Source organism: Rhodoblastus sphagnicola, assembly GCF_002937075.1.
GTDB lineage: Bacteria > Pseudomonadota > Alphaproteobacteria > Rhizobiales > Beijerinckiaceae > Rhodoblastus > Rhodoblastus sphagnicola.
Window position 1 is genome coordinate 61,670 of record NZ_NHSJ01000123.1, and the last position, 17,323, is coordinate 78,992.

16 protein-coding genes are annotated in these 17,323 nt (G+C 64.6%); 10 read left to right on the forward strand and 6 right to left on the reverse strand.

Translation table 11 applies throughout. The features are described 5' to 3' along the window. Positions 1-39: 39 nt before the first annotated feature. Positions 40-1,281 (reverse strand): NupC/NupG family nucleoside CNT transporter, encoded by a 1,242-nt coding sequence (locus CCR94_RS20095; protein WP_104509606.1) that lies wholly within the window; start codon positions 1,279-1,281, stop codon positions 40-42. A gap of 563 nt (positions 1,282-1,844) precedes the next feature. Here CCR94_RS20095 and CCR94_RS20100 point away from each other — a divergent pair. Continuing rightward, positions 1,845-2,273 carry a hypothetical protein gene (locus CCR94_RS20100; protein ID WP_104509607.1) on the forward strand — a complete coding sequence of 143 codons (429 nt, stop codon included), beginning with the start codon at positions 1,845-1,847 and terminating at the stop codon, positions 2,271-2,273. Positions 2,274-2,351: 78 nt separating this feature from the next. On the opposite strand, the gene cbbX is transcribed toward CCR94_RS20100, so the two are convergent. From cbbX to CCR94_RS20115, 3 genes are all read right to left on the reverse strand, one after another. After that, on the reverse strand, positions 2,352-3,275 hold the full coding sequence (cbbX, locus tag CCR94_RS20105) for a CbbX protein (RefSeq protein WP_104509622.1): 924 nt from the start codon (positions 3,273-3,275) through the stop codon (positions 2,352-2,354). Between the two features lie 63 nt (positions 3,276-3,338). Further along, positions 3,339-3,731 (reverse strand): ribulose bisphosphate carboxylase small subunit, encoded by a 393-nt coding sequence (locus tag CCR94_RS20110; RefSeq protein WP_104509623.1) that lies wholly within the window; start codon positions 3,729-3,731, stop codon positions 3,339-3,341. A 196-nt stretch (positions 3,732-3,927) separates the two neighbouring features. Continuing rightward, positions 3,928-5,388, reverse strand: coding sequence for a form I ribulose bisphosphate carboxylase large subunit (locus CCR94_RS20115; protein ID WP_104509608.1), 1,461 nt, complete (start codon positions 5,386-5,388; stop codon positions 3,928-3,930). Positions 5,389-5,490: 102 nt separating this feature from the next. Between CCR94_RS20115 and CCR94_RS20120 the strand changes: the two genes are divergently transcribed. The 3 genes from CCR94_RS20120 to CCR94_RS24720 all read left to right on the forward strand — a co-directional run bounded on the left by CCR94_RS20120 (position 5,491) and on the right by CCR94_RS24720 (position 7,751). Next, on the forward strand, positions 5,491-6,399 hold the full coding sequence (locus CCR94_RS20120) for a LysR family transcriptional regulator (RefSeq protein WP_104509609.1): 909 nt from the start codon (positions 5,491-5,493) through the stop codon (positions 6,397-6,399). A 209-nt stretch (positions 6,400-6,608) separates the two neighbouring features. Continuing rightward, the gene (locus tag CCR94_RS20125; protein WP_104509610.1) at positions 6,609-7,388 is read left to right on the forward strand and encodes an SDR family oxidoreductase; all 780 of its coding nucleotides are present in this window, start codon (positions 6,609-6,611) and stop codon (positions 7,386-7,388) included. 168 nt (positions 7,389-7,556) lie between these two features. Continuing rightward, positions 7,557-7,751, forward strand: coding sequence for a hypothetical protein (locus tag CCR94_RS24720; RefSeq protein WP_146090115.1), 195 nt, complete (start codon positions 7,557-7,559; stop codon positions 7,749-7,751). A 57-nt stretch (positions 7,752-7,808) separates the two neighbouring features. Here the strand turns inward: CCR94_RS24720 and CCR94_RS20135 are convergent, their stop codons facing one another. Next, on the reverse strand, positions 7,809-8,732 hold the full coding sequence (locus CCR94_RS20135; RefSeq protein WP_104509612.1) for a LysR family transcriptional regulator: 924 nt from the start codon (positions 8,730-8,732) through the stop codon (positions 7,809-7,811). A 166-nt stretch (positions 8,733-8,898) separates the two neighbouring features. Between CCR94_RS20135 and CCR94_RS20140 the strand changes: the two genes are divergently transcribed. From CCR94_RS20140 to rpe, 6 genes are all read left to right on the forward strand, one after another. Then, on the forward strand, positions 8,899-9,966 hold the full coding sequence (locus tag CCR94_RS20140; protein ID WP_104509613.1) for a class 1 fructose-bisphosphatase: 1,068 nt from the start codon (positions 8,899-8,901) through the stop codon (positions 9,964-9,966). Between the two features lie 16 nt (positions 9,967-9,982). Next, positions 9,983-10,858, forward strand: coding sequence for a phosphoribulokinase (locus CCR94_RS20145; protein ID WP_104509614.1), 876 nt, complete (start codon positions 9,983-9,985; stop codon positions 10,856-10,858). Positions 10,859-10,906: 48 nt separating this feature from the next. Further along, entirely contained in the window at positions 10,907-12,904 is a 1,998-nt protein-coding gene (tkt, locus tag CCR94_RS20150; RefSeq protein ID WP_104509615.1) for a transketolase, read from the forward strand. Between the two features lie 221 nt (positions 12,905-13,125). Further along, positions 13,126-14,208, forward strand: a complete 1,083-nt coding sequence (fba, locus tag CCR94_RS20155) for a class II fructose-bisphosphate aldolase (RefSeq protein WP_104509616.1) — start codon at positions 13,126-13,128, stop codon at positions 14,206-14,208. Positions 14,209-14,258: 50 nt separating this feature from the next. Continuing rightward, positions 14,259-15,644: a ribulose-bisphosphate carboxylase gene (locus CCR94_RS20160; RefSeq protein WP_104509617.1), complete on the forward strand. Its 1,386-nt coding sequence runs from the start codon at positions 14,259-14,261 to the stop codon at positions 15,642-15,644. 90 nt (positions 15,645-15,734) lie between these two features. Continuing rightward, the gene (gene rpe / locus CCR94_RS20165) at positions 15,735-16,427 is read left to right on the forward strand and encodes a ribulose-phosphate 3-epimerase (RefSeq protein ID WP_104509618.1); all 693 of its coding nucleotides are present in this window, start codon (positions 15,735-15,737) and stop codon (positions 16,425-16,427) included. A gap of 16 nt (positions 16,428-16,443) precedes the next feature. Here rpe and CCR94_RS20170 read toward each other — a convergent pair. Then, positions 16,444-17,323 (reverse strand): M23 family metallopeptidase (locus CCR94_RS20170; RefSeq protein ID WP_104509619.1); only part of this gene is annotated, 880 nt, incomplete at its 5' end.

Here is a 17,323-nt window from a genome sequence, read left to right on the forward strand (position 1 = left end):
AGATCGCGCCGGAAACATAAAATCGTCCTTACGCTTTGTTCAGGTCAGGGCGCCGATCAGCGCGCCGTCCATCAGCGAGGCCAGCGTGCCCGCGATCATCGCGCGAAAACCCATGGCGATAACGTCGCGCTTGCGCTCCGGGGCCATCGCGCTCAGGCCGCCGACCATGATGCCGAGCGAGCCGAAATTGGCGAAGCCGCACAAGGCATAGGTCAGGATCAGCCGAGAACGCGGGCTCAGCGCGGATTCGCGCGCGAGGTCGAGGAAGGCGACGAATTCGTTCAGCACCGTCTTCTCGCCCAGAAGTTTGGCGCTGGTGGCGAGGTCGGCGGGTTCGATCCCGATCAGCCAGGCGAAGGGCAGGAACAGCCAGGACAACAACCGTTGCAACGACAGCGGCGCGCCCAAAAAGTCGGGCAGGGCGCCAAGCGCGCTGTTGGCCAGCGCGACCAGCGACAGCAGCACGACGATGGACGCCAGCACATTGGCGAGGATCACGATGCCGTCGCTGGTTCCGCGCGAAATCGCTTCCAGCGCGTTGCGCGGCGGGTCGGCGACGACCAGCGGCGTGTCCGGCTCCGTTTTCGCCGGAAACGGAACCATGATCGCGGCCACCGCGATCGCCGCCGGCGCCGAGATCAGGGCTGCCGTGAGAATATGGGCGAAGGAGTCGGGAACGACGGGGCTGAGGATATGGCCGTAAATCGCCATGACCGTGCCGGCTATGCCCGCCATGCCCACGCTCATCAGCGAGAACAATTCGCCGCGATGCATGTTGGCCAGATAGGGCCGCACCAGGATCGGCGATTCGATCATGCCGACGAAGACATTGACCGCCGCGCCGGTTCCCAGCGCCCCGCCGACGCCGAGCGCGCGGCGCAGCACCAGGGCCATGCCGGCGACCACGCGTTGCAGCACGCCCCAATGAAACAGCAGCGACGCCAGCGCGCAGACCACCAGGATCATGGGAAAGACGCGGAAGGCCAGCACCAGGGTCGAGCCCTTGCCGTTGAGGTCGAAGGGCAGGGGCGCGCCGCCGACATAGCCGAACACGAAACCGGTCCCGGCTTCGGTGGCGCGGTCGAGCGCGCCGACGCCGCCCGCGAGCCAGGCCATCGCGGCGGACGCGGCGGGGACTTTCAGCAACAGGATGGCCAGCCCCACCTGAAGCGCGACGCCGGCGACAACGATTCGCGGCGAGATGGCGCGGCGGTTCTCGGAGAGGAGGCCGGCGACGCCGAGCAGGACGACAAGGGCGAAACAGCCGTGAATCAGTGACATGCGCCACACTAAAGCTTTCCCCGCTTCACTTGAAGCGGGGAAAGCTTGTCTTATGACATTCCGCGCCGTTGAAGCAAAAAAGGACCGCTGGGAGAGGGGCGGCCCTCTCCCAGCGGCGACGGCCGGCCTACGGCGACTACGTAGAACTACGCATTGTGTTCGGCGCAGCTTACGCTCATCTTCGTCCGAAGATTAATTGAATCCGGCGCGAGCTGGACATCGGGCTTGGAATACAAGGGGAGAGAAAAAAAGAAGATAAAGCCCGATATAGCCTGGGTTCACGGACGATGCCCTCGTGGGAATCCAGGATAGCCGCCGCGAGGCGGCTTTTTTCGTTTTGAGACTGGCGGCGCGCGCGGCCGAGTCAGCCCGTTGGCGTTGCGCGGAAAAAGCGACGCTTTGGTGTTGGCGGTGCAACCTTTTGCCGTGTCGCGGGTTTGGTGTGGCAAAGGCCCCGCCTCCACGCCTCGTCCAGGCGAGACGGCCGAACCAATGCGCGAGACGCGCGGCCCTGACGGGGCGCGCGTTGGACGGACGGGGCGACGCCAACCCTGGAGCTGCACATGTGCGATTATTCGCTTGAATTCTATGCGACCCGCCAGGCGCGGGAAAACGAGGTCTATGTCACGACGCGCTTTCCCAGCGGTTCGATGGGTTTCGCCGCGCCGGGCGACTGCGACACGGCCGTCTGCGTGAGCTATGGAACCAGACTGACCCTCGAAAACCTGCCTCCGGACCTGCAACAGGATCTCGGAATCGGGCCGGTCGAAAGCGTGGTGTTCGCCCGCATCGAAGAGGGCCTGCACCATGACGGCGTGCGCTTCGCCAACGGCCGGACCGTGCTGTTGCATCGTCTCGGCGTCGGCGTGCTCGGCGCCATGGCGAGCGACACGACGCTGGCGCGCAACGAAGCCGCCGAGGTCGAGAAGCCGATCCCAGTCGAAACGGCCATCCCAGTCGAAGCGGCCATCCTGGTCGAAGCGGCGGAGTGACGTCGCGCGCAAAACATGAAAGCCGCCGAAAGGCGGCTTTTTTGTCGTTGGGGGTGGGGCGGACCAGCACTCTCCGCCTCAGCCCTCGCTGCGCTCGTGCGCGAGACCGCCGCCGAACACCCTGGAGGCGCTGATGTCGGCCTCTGTCAGGGTCGAGAGGGTTTGCGCGTCCACCGGCGCGCCGGCCTCGAACAGGCGATTGGCCTGCCGCAACCGGGCGCGGTCGAGCGCGTTGCGGATCGAGCGGGCGTTGGCGAAATGCGGCAGGGCGCGCCGCGCGGTTATATAGGCGCGCATGGCGTCGCGTCCGCCCGTGTCGAAGGCATATTCGTTGCGCCCCAGCATGGTTTCCGCGATGCGCAGCAGTTCCGCATCGGTGTAATCGGGAAATTCGATGTGATGGGCGATGCGCGAGCGAAAGCCCGGATTGGAAGCGAAGAACTTGTCCATGCGGTCGGCATAGCCGGCGAGAATGACCACGAGATCGTCGCGATGGTTCTCCATCACCTGCAACAGGATTTCGATGGCCTCCTGGCCGTAGTCGCGCTCGTTGTCTGGCTTGTAGAGATAGTACGCCTCGTCGATGAACAGCACGCCGCCCATGGCCTTTTTCAGGACTTCGCGGGTTTTCGGCGCGGTATGGCCGATGTACTGGCCGACGAGATCGTCGCGCGTCACCGACACCAGATGGCCCTTGCGGATATAGCCGAGCCGGTGCAGAAGCCCCGCCATTTTCAGCGCCACCGTGGTCTTGCCGACGCCGGGATTGCCCGTAAAGCTCATGTGCAGCGTCGGGGTCTCGTGGGCGAGGCCGAGTTTTACGCGCGCGCGATCAACGAGGAGCAGCGCGGCGGTTTCGCGGATGCGCTGTTTGACCGGCGCGAGGCCGATCAATTCCTCGTCCAGCTCGCGCAAAATCTCGGCGACGCCGGAGCTTTGGAAATCTTCCGCCAGATCGATTTTTTGCGGCGCGGCGACGGGGAGCGCATCGGCTTCGGGCATGGACGGTATCCTGAAAAACAGGGGCCGGCCGGCAAGCCGAACCGGCCCCATCGGGGAGAAAAGTTACGGTTGCACAGTGGCGAGCGTGTAGTTCATCGACCGGCCGGCGACATCGGTGCGGGTCATGGTGAAATGCGGCTCCACTTTTGGCCGCTGCACCAGGAAGGCGGTGCGCACCGTCTCGAAACCGCGGGTGGAATCGAAGGCGATCAGCTTGATGTAGACGTCGGGATTGGCCTTCTTGCAGGCGTCCAGCTCCATCAGCACGCCGGCGGCGTCTTTTAAGTCGAACATGGGGTTGCCCCACATGTTCCAATAGGTGTTCCGGGGGTGGGGATCGTCGGTGTATTCGATGCCGATGGCCCAGTCGTTGCTCAGGCAATATTCGACCTGCGCGCGGATTTGCTCGTCGGTGAGATCGGGCAGGAAAGAGAAGCAGCCCTGGGTGATGCGCATGGGAAATCCTCCTGGAATCACGAGAATGTGTTGGTAGCGATCTGGCTTGATGTCGTCATGGCCGGGCTTGTCCCGGTCATCCACGCGGCGATACAGCGCAAAATGTTCGATGCTTGAGCATAGCTGCTCGGCGTGGATGCCCGGCACAAGGCCGGGCATGACGTGCGTGGGGTAGCTACGCTTCGGGCAGCGCCACTTACTCCGCAGCCACCGCCGCGGTCGGAACAAAATCCGACGTGTCCGTGGAGGCGTAGTTGAAGGTGATGTTGCCCCAGGTATCCAGCGCGGCTTCCAGCGGTTTGCACCACTTCGCCGCCGCGCGTAAAATTTCCGGGCCTTCCGTCGCAATGTCGCGGCCCTCGTTGCGGGCGAGCACCATGGCCTCCAGCGCGACGCGGTTGGCGGTGGCGCCGGCCTGAATTCCCATCGGATGCCCGATGGTGCCGCCGCCGAACTGCATCACCACATCGTCGCCGAACAGGTCGAGCAACTGGTGCATCTGCCCGGCGTGAATGCCGCCCGAGGCCACCGGCATGACTTTGCGAATGTCGCACCAGTCCTGGGTGAAGAAAATGCCGCGCTCGAAATCCTGCTGGGTCACGGCCTCGCGGCAGACGTTGTAGAAACCCTGCACGGTTTTCGGGTCGCCTTCGAGCTTGCCCACGGCGGTGCCGGCGTGGATGTGATCGACGCCCGCCAGCCGCATCCATTTGGCGATGACGCGGAACGACACGCCGTGGTTTTTCTGGCGCGTATAGGTGCCGTGTCCGGCGCGGTGCAAATGCAGCATCATGTCGTTCTGGCGGCACCATTCCGACATGGACTGGATCGCGGTATAGCCCACGATGAGATCGACCATCACGATCACCGAGCCGAGCTGCTTGGCCAGTTCGGCGCGGCGGTACATTTCCTCCATCGTGCCGGCGGTGATGTTGAGATAATGGCCCTTGATCTCGCCGGTTTCGGCGGAGGCCTTGTTGACCGCCTCCATGCAATAGAGGAAGCGGTCGCGCCAGTGCATGAAGGCCTGAGAGTTGATGTTCTCGTCGTCCTTCATGAAGTCGAGGCCGCCTTTGAGACCCTCATAGACGACGCGGCCATAGTTCTTGCCGGACAGCCCGAGCTTCGGCTTGGTGGTGGCGCCCAGCAGCGGCCGCCCGAATTTATCCAGACGCTCGCGCTCGACCACGATGCCGGTCGGCGGACCCTTGAAGGTCTTGATATAGGCCGGCGGGAAATACATGTCCTCCAGCCGCGCCGCCTTGAGCGGCTTGAACGAGAACACATTGCCGATGATCGACGCGGTGAGGTTGGCGATCGAGCCTTCCTCGAACAGAATGTAATCATAGGCGACATAAACGAAATACTGGCCGGGTTGGCCGGGCACCGGATCGACGCGATAGGCCTTGGCGCGATAGGAATCGCAGGCGGTGAGGCGGTCAGTCCAGACCACGGTCCAGGTGGCGGTGGAGGATTCGCCGGCCACTGCGGCGGCCGCTTCGATGGGGTCCACGCCGTCCTGCGGCGTGATGCGGAACAAGGCGATGAGGTCGGTCGGCTTGGGCTCGTAGTCGCCGTTCCAATAGCCCATTTGCGCATATTTCAGCACGCCGGCCTTGTAACGTTCCTTACCCTTGATTTCCTTGGTGATTTCCATCGATGCGCTCCCTTTGGCGTTGGCTTGGGCAGGAACCTACGTCGCGTAATGATTTTGGTTAAGTTCATTGTTTTGAAGGTAGCCTTATACTAGAGTAAAACGATGCTGCGCCGGATCACGCTTCACCAGTTGCGCCTGTTCGCCGCGCTCGCGCGCACCATGAACATGACGCGGGCGGCGGAGGAGCTGCATATGACGCCCTCGGCCTTTTCCATCCAGATCAAGCAATTGTCGGAAAGTTTCGGCGCGGCGCTGCATGAGCAGGTCGGGCGAAAACTGTTTCTTACGGAGGCGGGCAGGGCGGTCGCCACGGCGTCGCGCGACATGATCGAGCGGCTCGACCTGCTCGGCATGGAGATCGCGGAATTGCAGGGGGTTGAGCGCGGAACCCTGCGCGTCGCCATGATCACCACGGCGCGCTATTTCGCCACACGTCTCATTGGCGATTTCTGCCGCGCCCACCCCAACATTGAATTTGTGATGGAGGTGGTCAACCGCGACCAGATTCTCCAGCGCATGCGCGAAAATCTCGACGATCTCTACATCATGGGCCAAGTCCCGGACGAGCTTGACGTGGTCGCCTTTCCGGTGGTGGACAATCCGCTGGTCGTCATCGCGCCCGCGCAACATCCGCTGTGCGGCGAAACGGATATTTCGCCGCAACGGCTGGCGCAGGAGCCGTTCATCCTGCGCGAGGCCGGTTCAGGCACGCGGCAGGCGATCGAGCGCTTTTTCGAGCGCCATGGCGTCAGCCCGCTCATCCGCATGAGTCTTGGCTCGGATGAAACCATCAAACAGGTGGTGGCGGCGGGCCTCGGCCTCACCGCTCTGTCGCGTCACGTGCTGGCGCTCGACGCCGCCTCCGGCCATTTGCGCGAACTCGACGTGCGCGGCTTTCCGATCGAGCGGCAATGGTATGCGGCGCATCTTCGGGCCAAGAAACTGTCGCCGCCGGCGCGCGCCTTCCTCGACCTGCTGATGCGTCAACGTAAGGGACTGCCGGAGGGTTAGAGGGCGCCGCGCGGGCAAACGGAAAGGCGGCCTTGGCGCGCCATGCGGTGCGTCCGGACGTCGCGCCGACCCGATGTTGCCCAACCCGATGGAGCGGCGTAAAAAGACCCGTCCTCGGGAGTTTTCGAAATGATCCAGCGTCACCGCTAGAGCGGCAAGACACGCGCCAGCGGAGCGATCCGCCGACTGGACTCTGTTTCGAGGATATCATGCAAAGACTGAACACGAAGACGTGCGTCGTCACCGGCGCCGCGCGCGGCATCGGCCGCGCGATCGCCGCCCGCTTTCATGACGAAGGCGCCATCGTCATCGTCACCGATCTTGACGAGACCGCCGGCGCCGCGACCGCCGCGGAAATCGGGTGCCGTTTTGAAAAGCTCGACGTGCGGGAGGAGGCCGACTGGCTGCGGCTGGCCGGATGCGTCCCCATGGCCGACGTTGTGGTCAACAATGCCGGCGTGACAGGATTTGAACAGGGCATGGCGGCCCACGATCCCGAACATGCCAGCCTCGCGGACTGGCGGGAGGTCCATCGGGTCAATCTCGACGGGACGTTCCTGGGCTGTCGCTACGCGATCGGCGCGATGAAGGGGAAAGGCGCCGGCTCAATCATCAACATTTCGTCGCGCTCCGGCCTGGTCGGCATCCCGCTCGCCGGCGCCTATGCCTCATCGAAGGCGGCCATCCGCAACCATACCAAGACGGTGGCGCTCTATTGCGCTCAGCAAGGCTGGACGATTCGATGCAACTCGATCCACCCCGCGGCGATACTGACCTCGATTTGGGAGCCGATGCTTGGCTCGGGTCCGGATCGAGAGGCCAGGATGCGGGCGCTGGTCGCCGACACGCCGCTGAAGCGGTTTGGGATGCCTGATGAGGTCGCGGCGATCGCGGTCACTCTCGCGTCCGACGAAGCGACCTATGTGACGGGAACGGAAGTGAATATCGACGGCGGGTTGCTGGCCGGTTCGGCGGCGTCTCCCGGTTGATATTTTAGGGGCGCCCGCCTCAACCGGATCGGCGCGGATGAAACGATTGGCGTGAACGAAGGGGCGACGAAAGGAAGGCGGGCGGGCGCGCAACTTTCCTCGTTCCTGGCCGTTTTCTGTTCGCGCCTGCGTAGCGGCGTGGTTTTGTCCTTGGCAATGGAGATTGAAATGAAAAAACTTGCCCTGATCGCCGTCGTCCTGTTCGGCGCGACGCTTGCGAGCGACGTGGCCCAGGCCGGGTGCTATCGGATGGGTCCGAGCGGCTACCACTGGTATCGCTCCTGCGTCGGCCCCGGCTTCCTCTATCCCCATCATCGCCATTGCCACCGCCACCGCCACCATCACGGCTGCTGGTATCACTGATTTTTCCGCGCGGCGGCGTTGCGCCGCCGCGCTCCGCTCCGCCGGCGCGTTCGCGGCCTAAAACTTCGGCCACAGCGCCGCGCGGTTGGCGATGAAGAAATCCCGAAACTTTATCGCCGCGCGGCTGGGCGCCGGCTCGAGCCGGGTCAGCAAAAACCATTGCCGCACCAGCGGCAGGCCGGTCACCGGCAGCGTGATCAGGTGGCGGTCGTGAAGCTCCATGCGGCAGGTGTGGGCGGAGATGATGGCCAGTCCAAGCCCCGCCATCACCGATTGCTTGATGGTCTCGTTGGTCCCCATTTCCACCACGTTGAACGGTCGTCCGCCGCCGAGGCGGGCGAGAAAACGCTCCATCAGCACGCGGGTGCCGGAGCCCGGCTCGCGCGCGAGAAAACGTTCGTCGATCAGGTCGTCGGCCAGGATTTCATTGTCGCCCTCCAGCCTGTGGCCCGGCGGCGCGATCAGGACGTGGGGGTGATCGCCGAGCGTGGCGGTTTCGACGCGGATATGGGCGGGCGGGCGCCCCATCATGGCCACGTCATAGGCGTCGCGCTCCAGACCGGCGATGATCTCCTCGCGATTGCCGATTTCCAGCGTCACGCGAATGTCGGGAAAGGCGCGGTTGAAGGCGGCGACGAAATAGGGGGCGAGATATTTGCCGGTGGAGACCACGCCGAACGCCACCGAGCCCGTGGCGCCGGAGATCAGCGCGTCGATGCGGTCGCCCGCGCGCGAGGTGAGGCGCTCGAAATCCTGGGCCAGGCCCAGGATCTCGGCGCCGACTTCGGTCGGGGCGAAGGGCGCGGCGCTGTCGCGGTGAAACAGCGGCGCGCCCACCATTTCCTCCAGCAGTTTCAATTGCGTGGAGATCGCGGGCGGCGTGACGCCGAGCGCGATCGCCGCCCCGCTCACCGAGCCGCGTTCGACCGTCGCGGACAGAGCGCGCAAGTGTCGGCGGGTCAATCCGCGAAAGTCGGGCATGAATTTCTCTTCCCAGCGCTGCTTTTAGATAATCTAAAACGATATTCCAAATTTTTAAATTTATTTATCCCCTCGTCGCGCGTTATTTAGCGACGCCGCCGACGGGAACATCCGCTCTGGCGCCCGCGCAACCGCAATAACGGAAGCGCCTGAACAGGACGAAACCATGACCGCGATTCCTGCGCCGGCCACCCACGCCGGGGGCGAAAGCCTTGATGCCTATCTGACCGCATGGGCGGGCGGCGACGCCGACCGCGCCACCGTCGCCCAATGCGTCGCCGTGCTCGCGCAAGCCGGCGCCGCCATCGCCGACGCCGTTCTGCTCGGCCCGCTCCAGGGCAGCCTGGGCGCGCAAATCGGCGCCGCCAACGCCGATGGCGACCAGCAGCGCGCCCTCGACGTCATCGCCGACCAGAAAATTATCGCTGCGCTGCAACAGGCCGATGTCGCCTATTACGCCTCCGAGGAAGAGGAGGCGATCCTCACGCTCAAAGCCGGAGGCGCCCTGGCCGTCGCGGTCGATCCGCTCGACGGCTCGTCCAACATCGACGCCAACATTTCCGTCGGGACGATCTTCTCGATCTTCCGCGCCTCTCCCGAAGGCGCGACGGAAAGCTTCTTCCGTCCGGGCCACGAGCAAGTCGCCGGCGGCTATGTCGTCTATGGGCCGCATGTCGCGCTGGTGTTCACCTTGTGCGAGGGCGTCGCCCATTTCGTGCTCGATCCCGCCGACAAGACCTTCAAGCTGATCGGGGACGGCTTGAAAATCGCGCCGACCACTCGCGAATACGCCATCAACGCCTCCAACTACCGCCACTGGATCCCGCCGATCCGCACCTTCATCGACGATTGCGTCGCCGGCGCCTCGGGGCCGCACGGCAAGGATTTCAACATGCGCTGGGTCGCCTCGCTGGTGGCCGAAACCCATCGCATTTTTGTGCGCGGCGGGGTGTTCCTTTACCCGGCCGACGAGCGCAAGGGCTATGAGCACGGCCGGTTGCGCCTGCTTTACGAGGCCAATCCGATCGCTCTGCTGGCCGAGCAGGCCGGCGGCGGCGCCACCGATGGTTTCGTCCGCATCCTCGACAAGCAGGCCTCCACCCTGCACCAGCGCACCCCGCTGATTTTCGGGTCGGCGGAAAAGGTCACGCGCATCGCGACCTATTACACCGACACCAACTTCGAGCGCACGCCTTCGCCGCTGTTTGGCGAACGCGGCCTGTTCCACGTCTGACCCACGGATAATAGAAATGTCGATTCAGCATCCCATCATTTCCGTCATCGGCTCCTCGGGCGCGGGCACCTCGACCGTCAAGCACACGTTCGACCAGATTTTCCGCCGCGAGGGCTACGCCACCGCCTCGATCGAGGGCGACGCCTTCCACCGCTTCAACCGCGCCGACATGAAGGCGGAAATGGCCAAGCGCAAGGAGGGCGGCGACGCCACCTTCAGCCATTTCTCCATGGACGCCAACCTGCTCGCCGAACTCGAAACCGCGATGAAGACCTATGGCGAGACCGGCAAGTGCAAGTCGCGCACCTATGTCCATGACAATGCGGAGGCCGAAATTCACGGCGTCGCCCCCGGCCATTTCACCGACTGGCGCGAGATCGGCGAAGGCTCCGATCTGCTGTTCTACGAGGGCCTGCATGGCGCCGTGAAGCAGGACGACATCGACATCGCCAGCCATGCCGATTTCAAGATCGGCGTCGTCCCGGTGATGAATCTCGAATGGATCCAGAAGATCCACCGCGACCGCAACGCCCGCGGCTACACCACGGAAGCCGTCACCGACACAATTTTGCGCCGCATGCACGCCTATGTGCATGTCATCTGCCCGCAATTCACCCAGACCGACATCAATTTCCAGCGCGTGCCGGTCGTCGATACCTCCAACCCCTTCATCGCCCGCTGGATTCCCACCGCCGGCGAGTCGCTGGTGGTGATCCGCTTCCGCAATCCGCGCGGCATCGACTTCCCCTATCTCACCAACATGATCCACGATTCCTGGATGAGCCGCGCCAATTCGATTGTCATTCCCGCCGACAAGCTTGATCTGGCCATGCAACTCATTCTAACCCCTCTGATCACCCGGTTGGTCGAACGTGGCCGGAGAGCCAAGTGAATTTTGGCGCATTGACCCAGGTAAGCGACGGATCGAAAGGATAATTCCATGAACCAGGCCGTATCAGCCGACAAGGCGACCGCCGTACCCTTCAAGGATTTGGCGAACGCCATCCGCGCCCTGGCGATGGATGGCGTGGAAAAGGCCAAATCCGGCCATCCCGGCATGCCCATGGGCATGGCCGACGTGGCCGCCGTGCTCTTCACCAAATTCATCAACATCGATCCGGCCGATCCGGCCTGGCCCGACCGCGACCGCTTCGTGCTGTCGGCCGGCCACGGCTCCATGCTGATCTACGCCCTGCATTATCTGCTGGGCTATGACGACATGCCGATCGAGCAATTGAAGAATTTCCGTCAGCTCGGCTCCCGCACCGCCGGCCACCCGGAATATGGCCACGCCAAGGGCATCGAAACCACCACGGGACCGCTGGGCCAGGGCATTTCCACCGCCGTCGGCATGGCGCTGGCGGAACGCCTGCTCAACGCCCGCTTCGGCAATGATCTGGTCGATCACTATACCTATGTGATCGCCGGCGACGGCTGCTTGCAGGAAGGCATTTCGCACGAGGCCATCGACCTCGCCGGCCATCTGAAGCTCGGCAAGCTGATCCTGTTGTGGGACGACAATTCGATCTCCATCGACGGCGCCACCAGCCTCTCCACCTCGATGGACCAGCTCAAGCGCTTTGAAGCCGCCGGCTGGAACACGGTGCGGGTGGACGGCCATAACGAGGCCGAACTGACCGCCGCCATCGAAAACGCGCGCAAAAATAGCGACAAGCCCTGGCTGATCGCCTGCAAGACCATCATCGGCTTCGGCGCGCCGACCCGCGCCGGCACGTCCAAGGCCCACGGCGAGGCGCTCGGCGCGGAAGAAATCGCCGGCGCCCGCAAGGCGCTGGGCTGGCCCTACGAGCCTTTCGTCGTGCCGGAGCCGATCCTCACCGAATGGCGCAAGGTCGCGAAAAAGGGTTTTTCCGCTCATGCGGAATGGACCAAGCGCCATGGCGCCTCGGCCAAGGCGGCGAAATTCGACAAGCAGATCTCCGGCAAGGTTCCGGAGGCGCAGGAGGCGTTGAAGGCGCTGATCGCCAAGCATGTCGCGGAAAAGCCGAAGCTGGCGACGCGAAAAGCGTCGGAAGTGGCGCTGGCCGCCATCAATGGCGCGACCGAACTCACGCTCGGCGGCTCGGCCGATCTCACCCATTCCAACCTGACGATCACCAAGGGCTTGGAATCGGTGGCTCCCGGTTCCTACGGCGGCCGTTACGTGCATTACGGCATCCGCGAGCATGGCATGGCTGCGGCCATGAACGGCGTGGCGCTGCATGGCGGTTTCGTTCCCTACGGCGGCACCTTCCTGGTGTTCTCCGACTACATGCGCGGCGCAATTCGCCTTTCGGCGCTGATGGGCGTCCGTGTCGTTTACGTGCTGACCCATGATTCCATCGGCCTTGGCGAGGACGGCCCGACCCACCAGCCGGTGGAAACGGTCGCGGCCTTGCGCGCCATCCCGAACCTGCTGGTGTTCCGTCCGGCCGATGCGGTGGAGACGGCGGAAGCCTGGGCCATCGCGCTGGCCAGCGAAAAGACCCCTTCGGTGCTGGCCCTGACCCGTCAGGCCTTGCAGCCGCAGCGGGTGAGCGCGAGCGAAAATTTGACAGCCAAGGGCGCTTACGTTCTGCGCGAAGCCGATGGCGCGCGCGATGTGACTTTGCTCGCCACCGGCTCCGAGGTGGAGATCGCGGTCGCCGCCGCCGATCTGCTCGCCGCGCAGGGCAAGAAGGCGGCTGTCGTCTCCATGCCCTGCTGGGAGCTGTTCGAGGCGCAGAGCGCCGACTACCGCAAGCAGGTTCTGGGAACGGCGCCGCGCGTCGGTGTCGAGGCGGCCCTGCGCTTCGGCTGGGATCGCTGGCTCGGCGACAACGGCGACTTCATCGGCATGAAAGGCTTCGGCGCCTCGGCGCCCGCGCCTGAACTCTACAAGCATTTCGGCATTACGGCGGAAGCCGTCGCCGAAGCCGCGAAAAAGCTGATCGGCTGATCGTTGGCTGCCTTCTCCCCTTGCGGGAGAAGGTGGCGCGAAGCGCCGGATGAGGGGGCGCCGCCTCGACCTTCGTTGCTTGAAAGAACCCCTCATCCGTCTCGCGGCTTCCGCCGCGAGCCGCCTTCTCCCGCCATAGGACGTCGAAAGACGGACGTTCTTGCGAACGTCCCATGGGGAGAAGGCAGGCGCCGTCACGCGCAAAGATAACTGGAGACCCCATGGCCCGCATCACACTTCGCCAGCTTCTCGACGCCGCCGCCGAGCGGTCCTATGGCGTCCCCGCCTTCAACGTCAACAATATGGAACAGGCGCTGGCCATCATGGAGGCGGCGCGCGCGACCAACGCGCCCGTCATCATCCAGGCCAGCCGGGGCGCCCGCGCCTATGCCGGCGACATCATGTTCGCCAAGATGATGGAGGCGCTGGAGCTGATGTATCCGGAAATTCCGCTGTGCATCCATCAGGACCACGGCGAGCGGGTCTCCACCTGCCTGTCCGCCATCCAGAACGGCTTTTCCTCGGTGATGATGGACGGTTCGTTGATGGAGGACGGCAAGTCGCCGGCCACCTACGACTATAACGTCGCCATCACCTCCGAAGTCGCGCGCCTCGCCCATATGGTCGGCGCGTCGGTGGAAGGCGAACTCGGCTGTCTCGGCTCGCTCGAAACCGGCCATGGCGAGGCCGAGGACGGCCACGGGTTTGAGGGCAAGCTCGACCGCGCCAGCCTGCTGACCGATCCCGAGGAGGCGCAACGCTTTGTCGCCGCGACCAAGGTGGACGCGCTGGCGGTCGCCATCGGCACCTCGCACGGCGCCTACAAATTCACGAAAAAGCCGACCAGCGACGTGCTGGCCATCGACCGCATCCGGGAAATCCACGAGAAAATCCCCAACACGCATCTGGTCATGCACGGCTCGTCCTCGGTGCCCGAGGAATATCGCAACCTGTTCAACGCCAACGGCGGCGAAATGCGCGAGACCTATGGCGTGCCGGTGGAAGAGATCGTGCGCGGCATCAAGTTCGGCGTGCGCAAAGTGAATATCGACACCGATCTGCGTCTGGCGGCGACGGCGGAATTCCGCCGCGTGGCCAACAAGAACAAGTCGGAATTCGACCCGCGCAAATTCCTGAAACCGGCCATGGACGCGATGAGCAAGGTGTGCCGCGACCGCTTCGAAGCGTTCGGCTGCGCCGGGCAGGCCGGACACATCAAGGTGAAGCCCATGGCCGAGATGGCCAGATGTTATGCGTCCGGCGCGCTCGATCCGGAGATCCCGGCCCAAGTTGCCGCGGAGTGAGTCGCCGCCGAGTGAATTGAGTTTTTCGCACGCCCTTAGTGGAGAAAAAAATGGACCAGTCAGCTCGTTACGCCAATCTGAACCTGAAGGAAGCCGACCTCATCGCCGGCGGCCAGCACGTCCTGTGCGCCTACAAGATGATGTACAAGCCCGGCCACGGCCCCTATCTCGCCGCCGCCGCGCATTTCGCCGCCGAATCCTCGACCGGCACCAATGTCGAAGTCTCCACCACCGACGATTTCACCCGCGGCGTGGATGCGTTGGTTTACGAGATCGACGAAGCCAACGAGATCATGAAGATCGCCTATCCCGTCGAGCTGTTCGACCGCAACATCATCGACGGCCGCGCCATGATCGCGTCGTTCCTGACGCTGACCATCGGCAACAACCAGGGCATGGGCGACATCGAATACGGCAAGATGCACGACTTCTACGTGCCGCCGGCCTATTTGAAGCTGTTCGACGGCCCGTCCACCGGCATCAAGGATTTGTGGCGCGTGCTCGGTCGTCCCGTGGTCGATGGCGGCTTCATCGTCGGCACCATCATCAAGCCCAAGCTCGGCCTGCGCCCCAAACCCTTCGCCGACGCCTGCTACGATTTCTGGCTGGGCGGCGATTTCATCAAGAACGACGAACCGCAGGGCAACCAGGTGTTCGCGCCGTTCAAGGAAACCGCGCGCCTCGTCAATGACGCCATGATCCGCGCCCAGGACAAGACCGGGCAGGCCAAACTGTTCTCGTTCAACATCACCGCCGACGACCATCATGAAATGGTGGCGCGCGGCGAATATATCCTGGAAACCTTTGGTCCGAACGCCGACCATGTCGCCTTCCTGGTGGACGGCTATGTGGCGGGTCCGGCGGCGATCACCACCGCGCGCCGGCGCTTCCCCAAGCAATATCTGCATTATCACCGCGCCGGCCACGGCGCCGTGACCTCGCCCTCAAGCAAGCGCGGCTATACGGCCTTCGTGCTGTCGAAAATGGCCCGCTTGCAGGGCGCTTCCGGCATCCACACGGGAACCATGGGCTATGGCAAGATGGAGGGCGATGCGTCCGACAAGAACATTGCCTACATGCTCACGCAGGACAGCGCCGACGGCCCGTTCTACCATCAGGAATGGCTGGGCTTTAACCCGACCACGCCGATCATCTCCGGCGGCATGAATGCGCTGCGCATGCCCGGCTTCTTCGAAAATCTCGGCCATTCCAACCTGATCATGACGGCCGGCGGCGGCGCCTTCGGCCATCTCGACGGCGGCGCCAAGGGCGCGGTCTCGCTGCGCCAGGCGGAGCAGTGCTGGCGCGCCAAGGCCGATCCGGTGGAGTACGCCAAGGACCACATCGAACTCGCCCGCGCCTTCCACAGCTTTCCCGCCGACGCCGACACGCTGTACCCCGGCTGGCGCGAGAAGCTGGCGTTCGCCGCGAAGTGAGATAAGCGCACGACCAGTCCCCTCTCCCCGCCGAAGCGGGGAGAGGGAGCCGCGCCCAGGCCTTCATTAGCCTTTGAAAGAAAGCCCCCCATGTTGTTCGACCGCAGCATCAAGATCGCGCCCTCCATCTTGTCCGCCGATTTCGCCAATTTCGGCGCGGAATGCCGCGCCATCGAGGCGCAGGGCGCCGACTGGGTCCATGTCGATGTGATGGACGGCCATTTCGTCCCCAACATCACCTTCGGCCCCGCCACCTGCGCGGCGATCCGCAAACACATCAAGGGCGTGATGGACGTCCACCTGATGATTTCGCCGGTCGATCTCTACATCGAGGCCTTTTGCAACGCCGGCGCTGACATCCTCACCGTCCACGCCGAAGCCGGCCCGCATCTCGACCGCTCGCTGCAACTCATTCGCGGCTGCGGCAAGAAGGCGGGCGTGTCGCTCAATCCCTCGACCCCCGCGAACGTCCTCGAATTCGTGCTCGACCGCATCGACCTCGTGCTGGTCATGACGGTCAACCCCGGCTTTGGCGGCCAGAGCTTTATCGCCTCGCAGGTCGAGAAGGTGCGCCAGATTCGCGCCATGATCGGCGACCGCCCCATCCATATCGAGATCGACGGCGGCATTACGCCGGAAACCGCGCCGCTGGTGGTCGCGGCCGGCGCCGACGCGCTGGTGGCCGGCTCCGCCGTGTTCAAGGGCGGTTCGGTCGACGCCCCCGAAGTTTATGGCAAGAACATCGCCGCCATTCGCGCGGCGGCCGAGGCGGCGCGCGTCTAGCCGCGGGCGTGATCGGTCACAGCCCGGCGGTCAACAGCCGTCCGGCCTTGAGATAGCGGCTGGGGTCCACGGCGGCCCCGTCCACCCGCACTTCATAATGCAGATGCGCTCCGGTGGAGCGCCCGGTCGTGCCGATGCGGCCGACGATCGCGCCGGCCTCGACCCATTGGCCGTCGCTCACCTCGATCTCGGACAGATGGCCGTAGCGGGTGGCGAGGCCCGCGCCATGATCCAGCTCCACCAGATTGCCATAGCCGCCGGACGCCTCGGCGACAGTGACGCGGCCGCTCGCCGTGGCGCGCACGGGATCGCCGTAAGGCGCGCGCAGATCCATGCCGGAATGCAGCGCCGGACGGCCCAGAAACGGATCGGCGCGATAGCCGAACACGGAGGTGACGTCGAGCGCGCCGGGCAGGGGCTGGCGCAGCGGCGCGTAGGGCAGGGCGCGGCGCAAGCCGTCCATCAGCGTCATGCTGCGGTTGACCTCGGCAAAGGCGCGCTCGAAGGCGCCGCCAGCGGGTTCTGAGGCGCCGCCAGCAGGTTCTGAGGCGCCGCCAGCGGGCTCATAGGGGCCGCCCACGGCGTCGGCCGTCGGCTTGGCGGCGGTCGCATGGCGCAGCAGGCGCTCCAGCGGCAATCCGGCCTCGGCGAAGGCGAGGCGGAGGTTTTCGGCGCGGGCGGCGGCGGGCGCGCGCAAATTTTCCAGCGCCGAAACCTGTTTTTTCTCGATGCGATCCACATTGCCGGCCAGCGCGCGTAGCCGCTCCTGCGGCGACAGCGCGTCGCCGGCGTCGGAGACGTCCTCCGCGACCGGCGGGCCTTCCGCGCCACGGCGGAGATCGAAACCCTCCGGCGCCGGCTTGGGGCTGGCGGGGCTGGCGCTGGCGGGGCTGGCG